This is a genomic window from Piscinibacter defluvii, from assembly GCF_004011805.1.
GTDB lineage: Bacteria > Pseudomonadota > Gammaproteobacteria > Burkholderiales > Burkholderiaceae_C > Piscinibacter > Piscinibacter defluvii.
In genome coordinates, this window is record NZ_RCHJ01000004.1 from 158,902 (window position 1) to 173,183 (window position 14,282).

The following is a 14,282-nucleotide window of genomic DNA, read 5'->3' on the forward strand; positions in this document are numbered from 1 at the left end:
CGACCTGTCGATCGCCGCGCGGCCCGTTCGTCGTACGGGTGGTGCCGCCACGAACGGCGCCAGGAGAGCCCCGACGTGCCCAGACTCAGCCCGTACCTGTTCCACGGCCGCGTGACACCGCGTCCCACCCCGAAGGAGAACCCCGCCATGAGCACCCCAGCGATCCCCGCCGGCATGACCGGCATCCTGCCCCACCTCGTCTGTGCCGGCGCGGCCGACGCGATCGGCTTCTACCAGCGTGCCTTCGGTGCCGTGGAGATGATGCGCCTGCCCGCGCCGGACGGCCGCCTGATGCACGCCTCGGTGCGCATCGGCGAGGCGGTGGTGATGCTGGTCGACGAGATGCCCGAGTACGGCGCGCTCGGGCCCAAGCAGCTCAAGGGCAGCCCGGTCACGCTGCACCGCTTCGTGCCGGACGTGGACGCGGCCATGGCGAAGGCCGTGGCGGCCGGCGCGACCGTCGTGATGCCGGCGGCCGACCAGTTCTGGGGCGACCGCTACGGCATCGTCGAGGATCCGTTCGGCCACCGCTGGTCGCTCGCGACGCACCTGCGCGACCTGACGCCCGAGCAGATCCTGCAGGCGGCGGCCAGCGCGGCGCCCTGCTGAGTAGCATCGCGGCGATGACACCCATCGCCGCCCGCAACATCGAGATCAAGGCGCGCATCGAGAGCATCGACGCGCTGCTGCCGCGCGCCCGCGCACTGGCCGGCGGCGCCGAGCCGGTGCTGATCGTGCAGGACGACAGCTTCTTCGCCTGCCCGCACGGCCGGCTGAAGCTGCGCGACTTCGGCGACGGCAGCGGCGAGCTGATCCAGTACGAGCGCGCCGACGCGAGCGGCCCCAAGACCTCGACCTACGTGCGCTCGCCCACCGCCTCGCCGGCCACGCTGCGCGAGGCGCTGGCGCGGGCACTCGGCCCGGCCGGCCGGGTGCGCAAGCGGCGCTGGCTGCTGCTGGCCGGCCGCACCCGCATCCACCTCGACCGGGTCGAGGGCCTGGGCGACTTCCTCGAGCTCGAGGTGGTGCTGGCCGAGGGCGATGACGAGGCGGGCGGCCACGCCGAGGCGCAGGCGCTGCTGCGCTCGCTCGGCATCCCCGCCGAGGCGCTGCTGAGCGGCGCCTATGTCGACTTGCTCGCGCGCGCCTGAGCCTCGACCTGCTCGCGCAGCCGGTCTTCCTGCGCACGCAGTTCGGGGGTGAACTCGGCGCCGAAGTCCTCGGCCTCGAAGACCGGACGGATCTCGATCTCGGAATCGCCCTCCATCGGGTTCGGGCAGCGCCGGACCCATTCGACCGCCTCGTCCATGGACCTGACGTTCCAGAGCCAGAAGCCGGCCACCAGCTCCTTGGTCTCGGCGAACGGGCCGTCGACCACGCTGCGCTGCGCTCCGCTGAAGCGCACGCGCTTGCCGCGCACGCTCGGGTGCAAGCCCTCGCCGGCCAGCATCACGCCGGCCTTGACCAGCTCCTCGTTGAACGCGCCCATCGCCGCCAGCAGCTCCGTGCCGGGCATGCGGCCGGCCTCGGAATCGGCCGTCGCCTTCACCATCACCATCACACGCATCGTGTCTGCTCCTTCGAGTCCGGCCCCGGCGCCGGCATGGCGCCAGGAGGCTACTCTGACACCACGACGAAGCGGCCGGGCCGAACTCGACACGCCGGCGCGGTCCCGGATTGATCCGGCGCCGCGCGCGCGCCGCCCGGCCAGGACTACGATGCGCCGATGACCCGCCCCGACAACGCCGACGACGGCTTCGCGGCCGAACGCGAGCGCATGGTCGTGCATCAGATCGAGGCGCGCGGCATCGCCGACGCGCGCGTGCTGGCCGCGCTGCGCGCCGTGCCGCGCGAGGCCTTCGTGCCCACCGTCGAGCGGGCCTTCGCGTACGAGGACCACCCGCTGCCCATCGGTGCCGGGCAGACCATCTCGCAGCCCTACATCGTCGCCCTGACCACCGCCGGGCTGGGGCTGCGCGGCGGCGAGCGCGTGCTCGAGATCGGCACGGGCTGCGGTTACGCCGCCGCGGTGCTGGGGCAGATCGCGGCCGAGGTGCACAGCGTCGAGCGCATCGAATCGCTGGCCGCGCAGGCGCGCGAGCACCTGGCCGGGCTCGGCATCGCCAACGTGCACGTGCACTGCGCCGACGGCAGCCTGGGCTGGCCGGCGGCCGCGCCCTACGACGCGATCGCGGTGACGGCCGCCGGGCCGGAGATCCCCGCCGCCCTGAAGGCCCAGCTCGCGCCCGGCGGCGTGATCGTCATGCCGGTGGGGGACCGCCACGGCCACCAGGAGTTGTTGCGCTGGTCGCGCGGGGCGGATGGCCGCGAACGGGCCGAACCGCTGTGCGACGTGCGTTTCGTCCCGCTGCTGGGAGCGCAGGGCTTTACGCCTTGACGTCGCGGGCCCGCGAGGTCGCGGGGCCGGCTTGACGGGCAGCAACTTTCGGGGTGGGCGGCAAGGGCATGCTGCCGCGCGCCGCGATCCCTCACCGTGCCCATGCCAGACCGTCCGACCGCCGCCAGCCCGCCGACGCTTTCGCGTTTCCTGCGGCGCCTGATCTGGCTGTCGAACCTGCCACTGCTGCTGCTCGCGGTGCTGCTGGCCGGCGCGAGCGTGTGGCACCAGCGCAGCGACGACGCGCAGCGCGCGCAGCAGCTGGCCCGGCAGATCGCCAGCGGGGTGGACGACATGCTGGCCGACCGCAGCGCGGCGCTCGCGTTGCTGGCCGCCTCGCCGCTGCTCGACGAACAGCGCCTGGGCGACTTCCACCGCCGCGCGCAGGTGTTCCGGCAGCACTTCGGCAGCGAGGTGCTGATCGGCGACGACCGCGGCCGCATGCTGCTGCACACCGGCGTGGCCTTCGGCACCGCGCTGCCGCCGCTGCCGCGGCCGGCCGGGCGGGCGGCGGTGCCGCTCGCGCTGGACACCGGCCGGCCGGCGGTGGGCGACCTGTTCACCGGCCCGGTCGTCAAGCGCACGCTGGTCGCGCTCGCGGTGCCGGTGCTGCGCGCCGGTCGTGCCGAGCGCGCGCTGCTCACCTCGATCGAGGCAGCCCGGTTCGAGGCCCCCCTGGTCGCGGCGGGCCGCCCGGTCGGGTGGTCGGTGGCGCTGCTGGACAGCACCGGACGGCCGATCGCCGGCGCCCTCGGACGGGGCGCCACGGCCCAGGCCGCGGCGGACGACGCCAACCGCGTCGCCGTGCCGCTGGCCCATGCCCCCTGGCAGCTGGTGGTCGACATCGACCAGCGCAGCCAGCTCGGGCCGCTCGCCGAGGCCGGCGCGGCGCTGCTGGCCGCGATCGCCGCCGCGACGCTGGCCGGGCAGGTCGCCGGGCGCCTGGGCGCGCGCCGCATCGCAGGCGCGGTGGCGGCCCTGGCGGGGCCCGGAGCCCGGTCCACGCGGGCCGGCATCGCCGAGGTCGATGCAGCGCGCGCCGCGCTCGACCATGCTGCGCTGGCGCGCCAGCAGGCCGGCCTGGCCCTGCAGCGCAGCGAGGCCACGCTGCGCACGCTGTTCGAGCAGTTGCCGGAGGCGCTGGTGACGGCCGACCTGGAGCGCCGCATCACCTTCGTCAACCCGGCCTTCACGCGGCTGTTCGGCTACTCCGCCGAGGAGGTGTTCGGCCGCACCACCGAGTTCCTGTACGCCGACCCGGCCGATTTCGCCGCCACCGGCCGGCGCTTCGTGCCCGACGCACCGGCCGGCGAGCAGCACTACGAACTGCGCTACCGCCGCCGCGACGGCAGCCTGTTCTGGGGCGAGTCGTCTGCATTGCGCATCGTCACCGCCGACGGCGCAGCAGTCGCCCTGCTCGGCGTGCACCGCGACGTGACGGCACGCCGCCAGGCCGAGGAGGCCTTGCGCCGTTCGCGCGCCCAACTCGCCAGCTTCGTGCGGCAGGCGCCGCTGCGCATCGCGATGCTCGACCGGGACATGAACTACCTGGCCACCAGCCAGCTGTGGATCCAGCGCTTCGGCCAGGGCCATGCCGACCTGTGCGGCCTGAACCACTACACGCTGGTGCCGGACCAGCCCGAGCACTGGAAGGCGGCACACCGGCGCGCGCTGGCCGGCGAGACGGTGCGCAACGAGAACGACGCCTGGCGGGACGCCGCCGGCAACGAACACTGGCTGCGCTGGGTGGTGCAGCCCTGGACCGACGAGGCCGGCGCGGTCGGCGGGGTCATCATCGCCAGCGAGGACAGCTCGGACGAGCAGCGCGCGCTGCGCGACCTGCGCGAGGCGCACGAGCGCTTCGCGGCGGTGTTCGCCCGGGCCCCGGTGGCGATGGTGGTGGGCGACCTGGAGACCGGCCGCTTCGGCGATGTGAACGCGGCGTTCGAGTCGCTCGCCGGCTGGCCGCGCGACGAGGTGGTCGGCCGCGCCAGCAGCGAGTTCGGCCTCTGGCCCGACCTCGCCTGGCGCGCCGCGATGCACGAGCAGCTGCTTCGCACCGGGAGCATCGCCGGCGTGGAGACGTCACTGCGCCGCCGCTCCGGCGAGACGGTCGACGTCGCGTTCTCCGCCTGCCGCGTCGAGGTGGCCGGCCGGGCGCAATTCGTCGCGATGATGCTGGACATCACGCCGCAGCAGCAGGCCCGCCGAGCGCTGGAGCGGCAGCAGGACGTGCTGGAGGCGCAGGTGGCGCAGCGCACCGCCGAGCTGGCCGCAGCCAACGCGACCCTCGAGGAGCGCGCCGCCGCGATCGCCGACCTGTACGACAGCGCGCCCTGCGGCTACCACTCGGTGGCGCCGGACGGCACCATCCTCGCCGTCAACGCCACCGAGCTCGCGATGCTGGGCTACACGCGCGAGGAGTTCGTCGGCCAGCCGATCGTGCGCTTCTTCACCCCGGCGAGCCAGGCGCTGTTCCGCATGCGCTTCGCCGAGTTCGCGCGCACCGGCAGCGTGCGCGACCTGGAGTACGAGGTGCTGCGCAAGGACGGCACGGTGCTGCCGGTGCTGGTCAGCGCGGCGATGGTGCGCGACGCGCAGGGCCGCCACGTGGGCAACCGCGCGACCATGGTCGACAACAGCGAACGCAAGGCGCGCGAGCGCCAGATCGCCGCCATGCAGCAGGAGCTGGTGCGGCGCGCCGACCAGGCCGAGGCCGCCACACGCGCCAAGAGCGCCTTCCTGGCCAACATGAGCCACGAGATCCGCACGCCGATGAACGCGATCATCGGCCTGAACCACCTGCTCGCGCGCGACGCCACCGACGCGCTGCAGCGCACCCGGCTGGCCAAGGTGGACGGCGCCGCCAAGCACCTGCTGCAGGTGATCAACGACATCCTCGACCTGTCCAAGATCGAGGCCGGACGCATGGCGCTCGAGCAGACCGACTTCTCGCTCGACGAGGTGCTGGCACGCGCCTTCGAGCTGGTCGGTGCGCGGGCGCGCGAGAAGGGGCTGGAGCTGATCGTCGACCCGGACCATGTGCCCGACCGCCTGCGCGGCGACCCGACCCGGCTCGCGCAGGCGCTGATCAACCTGCTGTCCAACGCCGTCAAGTTCACCGCCCAGGGCTGGGTGCGCCTGGGCGCCGAGCTGCTGCGCCGCGACGGCGACATGCTGTGGCTGCGCTTCGAGGTGAGCGACACCGGCGAGGGCATCGCACCCGCGGCGCTGCCGCTGCTGTTCGACGCCTTCGAGCAGGCCGACAGCTCGACCACCCGCCGCCACGGCGGCACCGGGCTGGGCCTGGCGCTGACGCGCCACATCGCGCACCTGATGGGCGGCGAGGTCGGCGTGGACAGCCAGCTCGGCGTCGGCAGTCGATTCTGGTTCACCGCGCGCCTGCAGGCGGACCCCGGCGTGCCCGAGACTGCCGCCGCACCGGTGCTGCTGGCGGGGCGACGCGTCCTGCTCGTCGACGACCTGGCGGAGTCGCTGCAGGCACTGTCCGACCGGCTGCAGCTGCTCGGGCTGCGGGTCGACGCCTTCGACGCGCCGGAGGCCGCGCTGGCGCATGCCGCCGCCGAGCTGGCCGCCGGCCGGGCGTACGACCTCGTCGTGCTCGACTGGCGCATGCACCCGCTGGACGGCGTGCAGACGCTCGAGCGGCTGCGCACGCTGTACGGCGAAGCGCTGCCGCCGGCGCTGCTGGTCAGCGCGCACGACGACGACCGCATGTGGCGGCAGTCGCGTGCCGCCGGCTTCGGCGCCGTGCTGCTCAAGCCGGCCAGCAGCTCGTCGCTGCACGACACGCTGCTGAGCCTTCTGCGCGCGCCGGCCGTCGCCGCGGTCGAGCCGCTCGCGCCGGGCCGCTCGGAGAGGCTGCTGCGCGAGCGCCATGCCGGTGCCCGCGTGCTGCTCGCCGAGGACAACCCGATCAACCGCGAGGTGGCCGTGGAGCTGCTGGGCGCCGCCGGCCTGCGCGTGGACACCGCGCAGGACGGCGCCGAGGCGCTGCACAAGGCACTCGCCGGGGGCATCGACCTGGTGCTGATGGACATGCAGATGCCGGAGCTGGACGGGCTCGAGGCCACGCGGCGACTGCGCGCCGCCGGCCTGGCCACGCTGCCCGTCGTGGCGATGACGGCCAACGCCTTCGGCGAGGACCGCGCGGCCTGCCTGGCGGCCGGCATGAACGACCATGTGGCCAAGCCGGTCGACCCCGAGAAGCTCTACGCCACCTTGCTGCACTGGCTGCCGGCACCGGCCACGGCCGCTGCGCCGGCGGCGCCCGAACCGGCAGCGCCCGTGCCGGTGCCGGCCCCGCTGCAGGACCGGCTCGCGGCGCTCGACGGGTTCGACGTCGGACAGGCAATGCGCAGCGTGGGCGGCCAGCCCGCGTTGCTGGCCCGGGTGCTGACCCATTTCGCCGCGGCCTATCGCCAGGGCTGCGGTGCGCTGGACCGCCACGGCGTGCACTCGCTGCGCGGGGCCTGCGCCGCGGTCGGCGCGACGCAGCTGCACGACACGCTGCTGGCGCTCGAGCGGCGCCTGCCGTCCGACGCGGCGCCAGTGGAGGCCGGCGAGGCCGCGGCGATCGACGCCGCCCTGCGCACCCTGGTCGCCCGGCTGGAGGCCGAGCTGGCGCGCTGAACAGCGCCGGTAGGGAGACCGGCGCGGCGCGCCCCGGCGTACGCTCGCGGCGTGGCCACCGACGCCCCGCGTGTTTTCGTCTCCTACGCCCGCCGCGACGGCGAGGCCTTCGCACGCGGGCTGCGCGAGCGGCTCGCCGGCGAGCGCATCGCGCTGTGGCGCGACCGCGAGGGCCTGGAGGGCGGGCGCGACTGGTGGCTGCAGATCACCGAGGCGCTGGACCGCGTCGTGTTCCTGGTGCTGGTGATGACGCCGGCCGCGCTGGCCTCCGAGCTGGTGCGGCGCGAGTGGCGCTACGCGCGCCAGCGCGGCGTGGCGGTCTACCCGGTGATGGCCGCGCCGGGGCTGGACTTCGCGGCCATGCCGCGCTGGATGCGCAGCGCGCATTTCTACGACCTGGACCAGGAATGGCCCAAGTTCCTGGCCGACCTGCAGGGCACGCCGCGGCCGCGCCGCGTGCCCTTCATGGTCGAGGATCTGCCGGCCGACCACGTGCCGCGCCGCTCGCTGATCGAGCGCCTGGTGCCGCTGCTGGTGGACCGCGCGCGCGGCGAGCCGGTGGCGCGCATCACCGCGCTGCGCGGCGCCGGCGGCTACGGCAAGACCGCGCTGGCACGCGCCGCCTGCCACCACGAGGAGGTGCAGGCCGCCTTCGACGACGGCATCCTGTGGGTCACGCTGGGCGAGAACCCGGGCGAGCTGACCGGCCGCGTCGAGGACCTGATCCAGGTGCTGTGCGGCCAGCGCCCCGGCTACGCGGGGCTGGAGGCCGCTGCGGCGGCACTGGCCGACCTGCTGGCCGAGCGCGAGCTGCTGATCGTGATCGACGACCTGTGGGACGCGGCCCATGCCGCGCCCTTCCTGCGCGGCGGGCCGCGCTGCGCGCGCCTGGTCACCACGCGCAACGTCGACACCCTGCCGGCCGGCACGCAGCGCATCGACGTGGCGCAGATGCAGCGCGACGAGGCCGCGGCGCTGCTGGCCCACGGCCTGCCCCCGGGGCAGGAGGCGGCGCTCGCCGCGCTGGCCGGCCGGCTCGGCGAATGGCCGCTGCTGATCAAGCTCGTCAACGGTGCGCTGCGCGAGCGGCTGCAGCAGGGCCAGGCGCCGGCCGCGGCGCTCGCCTGGGTCGGCACCGCGCTGGACAAACGCGGGCTGACCTTCTTCGACGCGCGCGACGCCGCGCACCGCGACCGCGCCGTGGCGCAGACGCTCGGCCTGAGCCTGGCGCAGCTCGACGCCGACGAACGCGCGCGCCTGGACGACCTGGCCATCTTCCCCGAGGACCAGGTGATCCCGCTGGCCACGCTGGCACGCTACTGGCACCGCACCGGCGCGCTCGACGAGTTCGACGCCGAGGCGCTGGCCGAGCGGCTGCACCGGCTCTCGCTGCTGCTGGACTTCGACCCGGCGCGGCGCCACATCCGGCTGCACGACGTGATCCGGCGCTTCCTGCTCGAGCGCCTCGGCGACCAGATGCCGATCCGGCACGGCGCGCTGCTCGAGGCGTTGCGCCCGGCGACCGGCGACTGGGCCGACCTGCCGCCCGACGAACCCTATTTGTGGGACACGCTGGCGCTGCACCTGGTGGCCGCCGGGCGCGCCGACGAGCTGCGCCGCACCGTGCGCGACCTGCACTACCTCGCCGCCAAGACCCGCGCGCGCCATGCCTTTGCCACCGAGGCCGACCTGCAGGCCGCCGAGCAGGCCGGGCCGGACGACCTCGCGCTGCGCGCCTGGCGCGTCGCCTTCGTGCAGTGCCAGCACCTGCTGGCGCGCTGCGACAGCCACGCCGCGCTGCACGCCACGCTGTACGGCCACCTGCCGGTGCCGGGCGACGCGCCGGCGCCGCCGCTGGTGCCGGCGCAGCCGCTGCCCGACCTGCCGCCGGCCGCGCTGATCCGCAGCCTCGCCTTGCCGCGCGGCGCCCTGCTCGCCTGTGCGATCAGCCCCGACGGCACGCGCGTGGCCGGCGCCGGCGACGACGGCCGTATCCGGCTGTGGGACGCCGCGAGCGGCCGCGAGCTGGCGGTGCTGGTGGGCCACACCGGCTGGGTGCGCCGGCTGGTGTTCCTGCCCGACGGGCGGCGCCTCGCCTCGGCCGGGCTGGACCGCCGGCTGCGCCTGTGGGACACGGCGGCCGGCAGCGAACTGGCCGCGTTCACCGGCCACACCGACGGGCTGAGCGATTGCGCCGCCTCGGCCGACGGCCGGCTGCTCGCCAGCGCCTCGCTGGACGGCTCGCTGCGGCTGTGGAGCGTGGACGACGGCGCCTGCCTCGCGGTGCTGGCGCGCGCCTGGGACGAGGAGCGCGGCGGCTGGTACGTCAGCCGCGCCGGCGACGGCCACTGGGCCGCGGTGAACGGCTGCGCGCTGAGCGCCGACGGACGCTGGCTGGCCTCGGCCTCGTCGGACCAGAGCGTGGTGCTGTGGTCGCTGGCCGAACGCGGCGTGCGCCAGGTGCTCGAAGGCCATGCCGCGGCGGTCAACGGCTGCGCCTTCTCGCCCGACGGCACCCTGCTCGCCAGCGCCGGCGCCGACGGCACGCTGCGCCTGTGGCGCACCGACGACGGCCAGGCGCTGCAGGTGCTGCAGGCGCAGCGCGGCACGGCGTGGAGCCGCTGCGCCTTCACGCCCGACGGGCGTGGCCTGATCGGCGCCGCGGCGGACGGCCGGCTGCTGCGCTGGTCGGTCGACGGCGGTGCGCCGACGCACGGCTACGTCGGCCACACCGGCGCGGTGAACGACCTGGCGGTGTCCGCGGACGGCGCCCGGCTCGCCTCGGCGGCCGACGACGGCAGCCTGCGCCTGTGGCGGCTCGACGGCCCGCCGGAGGGGGCCCCGGCCGCGCCGCGGCGGGCCCCCAGCAGCGCCTTCGCCGCCGCGGCCGGCCTGCTGGTCGTCGCACGCAGCGACGGTGCGCTCGCCTTGTGCGACGGCCGCGGCCAGGCGCTGCGCGAACTGCCGCCCGGCGCCGCCGGGCTGGCGCTGGCCTGTGCGTTGGCGCCCGACGCCGGCATGCTCGCGGTGGGCGGCGCCGATGGCAGCGTCGCGCTCTGGGGCACGCTGCAGACGCGCCTGGTGGCGCGTCTGCCGACACACCGCGGCGCGGTCACCGCCTGCGCCTTCGACGCCACGGTGAGCCTGCTGGCCAGCGCGTCGGCCGACCGCACGCTGCGCCTGGCCGACCTGCGCGATCGCACGCGCCGGCTCGGCTTCGTGGCCCATCGCGACACGGTGACCGCCTGCGCCTTCGCCCCCGACGGCCAGCATGTGGTCAGCGGCGGCATCGACGGCACGCTGCGCCGCTGGCGCGTGCCGGCCGAAGGGGATGCGCTGTGGGAAGCCTGGTTCGCCGGCACCGAGCGCCTGGCCGCCGACGCGGCGGCGCGCCGGCTCGCTCTGCTCGAGTTCGGCGAACACGCCCGCGCCGTCAACGCACTCGCCTTCGCGCCGGACGGCGGCTTCCTCGCCAGCGCCTCGGACGACGGCAGCCTGCGCCTGTGGCACTGGCCCGACGGTCGCGAGCGCCAGGTGCTGCTCGGCCACCATGCACGCGTGACCGGCTGCGCCGTGCACCCGGGCGGCCGGCTGATCGCCTCGGTGGCCGAGGACGGCGCCATCCGCATCTGGCAGGCCGGCGGCGGCACGCTCGCCGCGCTGGTGGTCGACGGCGCACTGGCGCATTGCGCCTGGCTCGACGACAGCCACCTCGCGGTGGCCGGCGCCTGCGGGCTGGTGCTGCTGCGCTGGCAGGGCTGACGAGCCGCGCCCCCCGCGAGCCGGGGGGGCGGCCGTGGCGTACCCCCGAAGTCCCGTGGCCCGGATAACGCCGGCGTAACGCCGCGCCCCGGATCATCCCGGCACGCGTCACGGCGCCGTGACGGCGCAGGCGCAAACGGGAGCATCACATGGCCATCATCAACGGCGACGACACCGCGAACAACCTTTCCGGCACGTCCGGCGACGACACCATCGCCGGCGCGCTCGGCAACGACACGCTCGCCGGCGGCGACGGCCAGGACTTCGTCGACGGCGGCGGCGACAACGATTCGCTCGACGGCGGCAGCGGCAACGACACCCTGGACGGCGGCAGCGGCAACGACACCGTGATCGGCGGCGCCGGCAACGACCTGATGTACGGCTGGACCGGCAACGACCTGCTGGTGGGCGGCAGCGGCCAGGACAGCCTGTACGGCGAGGCGGGCGACGACGGCTTCGACCTCAACACGGTGACCGACCTGACCGGCTGCATCATCAGCGGCGGCGCCGGCAGCGACAGCGCCGACCTGATCCAGGGCGTGCTGCAGCTCGGCACGACGCTGCCCTTCGTCGAGGTGGAACTGCTCGACACCTACCTGACCGACTTCCGCGGCACGGCGGGCAACGACAGCTACGACTTCCGGCCCTTCAACACCTGGTCGCCCGGCTTCGGCCTGCCGGCCGAGATCACCCTGTCAGCCGGGGCCGGCGACGACGTGGTGTACGCCAGCAACACCCCCCTCGGCTCGTTCTTCAACACCCTCAACGGCGAGGGCGGCAACGACAGCCTGACCGGCGGCCCGAGCGGCGACCGGCTGAACGGCGGCGACCAGAACGACACCCTGATCGGCGGCGGCGGCTCCGACACGCTGACCGGCGGCGCTGCCAACGACCGGCTCGAGGGCGGCGACGGCAACGACACGCTCAACGGCAGCGGCGGCAACGACACCGCGCTGGGCGGCAACGGCAACGACCTGGTCTACGCCGTGCTCGGCACCGACGTGGCGGCCGGCGGCGACGGCGTCGACACCCTGGACACCACCTCGTACGGCGGCAACTACCTCGTCAACCTCGTCACCGGCGCGACCAACTTCGCCGGCGAGAGCTTCACCGAGTTCGAGCACCTCGTCGCCGGCGCCGGCAACGACACGCTGATCGGCACCGCGGCCGGCAACGACATCACCGGCGGCACCGGCAACGACTCGCTCGACGGCGGCGCGGGGGTCGACACGCTGCGCGGCGGCAGCGGCGACGACCTGTACATCGTCGATGCGGCCGGCGATCTGGTGCTCGAAGCCGGGAACGACACCGCCGCCGGCGCGGACACGGTGCGCAGCGCGGTCTCGCAGGTGCTGTCCGACATCGCCGGGCAGTCGGGCTACGGCATCGAGCGTGTCGAGCTGCAGGGCAGCGCCAACCTGAACGCGACCGGCAACGGACTGAACAACGTGCTGGTCGGCAACGGCGGCGCCAACCTGCTGGACGGCGGCGAAGGCAGCGACCGGCTCGAGGGCGGCGCCGGCAACGACACGCTGCGCGGCGTGATCGGCAACGACAGCGCCCTCGGCGGCGACGGCGACGACCTGGTCTACGCCTCCTACGGCACCGACACCGCCGTCGGCGGCGCCGGCATCGACACGCTGGACACCAGCTCGTACGGCGGCAACTACCTCGTCAACCTGGCCACCGGCACGACCAACTTCGCCGGCGAGAGCTACACCGAGTTCGAGAACCTGGTCGCCGCGGGCGGCAACGACACGCTGATCGGCACCGCCGCCGCCAACGCGATCAGCGGCGCGGGCGGGCACGACGGCATCACCGGCGGCGCCGGCGACGACACGCTCGCCGGCGGCCTGGGCAACGACACGCTGGATGGCGGCAGCGGGGCCGACCGGCTCGAGGGCGCCGACGGCGACGACCTCTACCTGGTCGACGACGTCGGCGACGTGGTGATCGACGCCCTGGCCGGCGCACCGGGCGGCGTGGACACCGTGCGCTCGAGTGTCTCCATCACGCTCGGTGCCACGGCCGGACAGGACAGCTTCGGCATCGAGCGCGTCGAGCTGCTCGGCAGCGCCAACCTGGTGGCCACCGGCAACGTCAACGCCAACACGCTGGTGGGCAACGACGGCGCCAACCTGCTGATCGGCGGCGGCGGCACCGACAGCGTCTACGGCGGCCTGGGCGACGACACCGTCGTCGCCTCCCTGTCCGGCGTCTACGAAGGCAACGGCGGCACCGACCTGCTCGACCTGTCCGGCGCCGCTGCCGCCGCCGACGGCACGCTCTTCGACCTCACGGCCGACGCGATGCTGGTGGCCGGCGGCGGGCAGTTCGCCGGCTTCGAGCACCTGATCGCCACCGCCGGGGCGGAGGTGGTGCACGGCTCGGCGCTGGCCAACCGCGTGGAGGGCCGCGATGGCGACGACACCCTGCTCGGCGCCGGCGGCGCCGACACGCTGGCCGGCGGCAACGGCGAAGACCTGCTCGACGGCGGCAGCGGCAACGACACGCTGGACGGCGGCGCCGGGCTGGACCTGCTCGTCGGCGGGCGCGGCAGCGACGTCTACTTCGTCGATGCCGCGGGCGACATGGTGTTCGAGGCCAGCAGCCTGGCCACCGACATCGACACGGTGAACAGCAGCGTCACCTGGACGCTCGGCGCCAACCTGGAGCGCCTGGTGCTCGGCGGCAACGCCGCGATCAACGGCACCGGCAACACGCTGGCCAACCAGCTGACCGGCAACGCCGCGGCCAACGTGCTGAACGGCGGCACCGGGGCCGACACGCTGATCGGCGGCGCGGGCGGCGACACCTACGTGGTCGACCACAGCGGCGACGTGACCACCGAGACCGGCCCGGCCGGCGAGATCGACACCGTGCGCGCGAGCGTCACCCGCACGCTCGGCGCCAACCTCGAGAACCTGGTGCTGACCGGCAGCGCCGCGCTGAACGGCACCGGCAATGCGCTGGCCAACACGCTGACCGGCAACGGCGGCGCCAACGAGCTGCGCGGCGGCAGCGGCAACGACACGCTCAGCGGTGGCGCGGGCGACGACGTGCTGGACGGCGGGCTCGGCAACGACCTGCTGGCCGGCGGCAGCGGCGCCGACCTGTTCCGCTTCGGCACCGCGCTGAACGCCACGAGCAACGTCGACCAGGTGCAGGGCTTCGTCGCCGCCGACGACAGCTTCGTGCTCGCCCGCACGGTGTTCTCGGCGATCGGCGTCGGCACGCTGGCGGCGGGCGCCTTCCGCGCCGGCACCGCCGCCGGCGACACGAACGACCGCATCGTCTACGACAGCGCGAGCGGACAACTCTTCTACGACGCCGACGGCTCGGGCGCCGGCGCGCAGGTGCTGTTCGCCACCGTGACGGCGGGCACCGCGCTGACGGCGTCGGACTTCGTGATCGTGTAGGGCGTTCGGCTCCCCGGGGCAGAATGGCGGCCCCGGGAAGCACAGACGCC

General features: G+C 75.0%; 7 protein-coding genes. 6 read left to right on the plus strand and 1 reads right to left on the minus strand.

Going from position 1 to position 14,282, the window contains the following annotated elements:
• Positions 1–147: 147 nt before the first annotated feature.
• Both D9C15_RS13450 and D9C15_RS13455 read left to right on the plus strand, forming a co-directional pair.
• Positions 148–609: a VOC family protein gene (locus D9C15_RS13450; RefSeq protein ID WP_127998010.1), complete on the plus strand. Its 462-nt coding sequence runs from the start codon at positions 148–150 to the stop codon at positions 607–609.
• Between the two features lie 14 nt (positions 610–623).
• Entirely contained in the window at positions 624–1,151 is a 528-nt protein-coding gene (locus tag D9C15_RS13455; protein ID WP_127998012.1) for a class IV adenylate cyclase, read from the plus strand.
• Here D9C15_RS13455 and D9C15_RS13460 read toward each other — a convergent pair.
• Complete coding sequence (locus D9C15_RS13460; protein WP_127998014.1) at positions 1,124–1,567, minus strand: YciI family protein; 444 nt, start codon at positions 1,565–1,567, stop codon at positions 1,124–1,126. The two genes, D9C15_RS13455 and D9C15_RS13460, sit on opposite strands and share 28 nt — an antisense overlap.
• A gap of 159 nt (positions 1,568–1,726) precedes the next feature.
• Between D9C15_RS13460 and D9C15_RS13465 the strand changes: the two genes are divergently transcribed.
• From D9C15_RS13465 to D9C15_RS13480, 4 genes are all read left to right on the plus strand, one after another.
• Positions 1,727–2,398, plus strand: a complete 672-nt coding sequence (locus tag D9C15_RS13465) for a protein-L-isoaspartate(D-aspartate) O-methyltransferase (RefSeq protein ID WP_240668405.1) — start codon at positions 1,727–1,729, stop codon at positions 2,396–2,398.
• 102 nt (positions 2,399–2,500) lie between these two features.
• Positions 2,501–7,051 (plus strand): PAS domain S-box protein, encoded by a 4,551-nt coding sequence (locus D9C15_RS13470; RefSeq protein WP_127998016.1) that lies wholly within the window; start codon positions 2,501–2,503, stop codon positions 7,049–7,051.
• Positions 7,052–7,102: 51 nt separating this feature from the next.
• On the plus strand, positions 7,103–10,813 hold the full coding sequence (locus D9C15_RS13475) for a TIR domain-containing protein (protein ID WP_127998018.1): 3,711 nt from the start codon (positions 7,103–7,105) through the stop codon (positions 10,811–10,813).
• A gap of 149 nt (positions 10,814–10,962) precedes the next feature.
• On the plus strand, positions 10,963–14,232 hold the full coding sequence (locus D9C15_RS13480) for a beta strand repeat-containing protein (protein ID WP_127998020.1): 3,270 nt from the start codon (positions 10,963–10,965) through the stop codon (positions 14,230–14,232).
• The last annotated feature ends 50 nt before the right edge of the window (positions 14,233–14,282 follow it).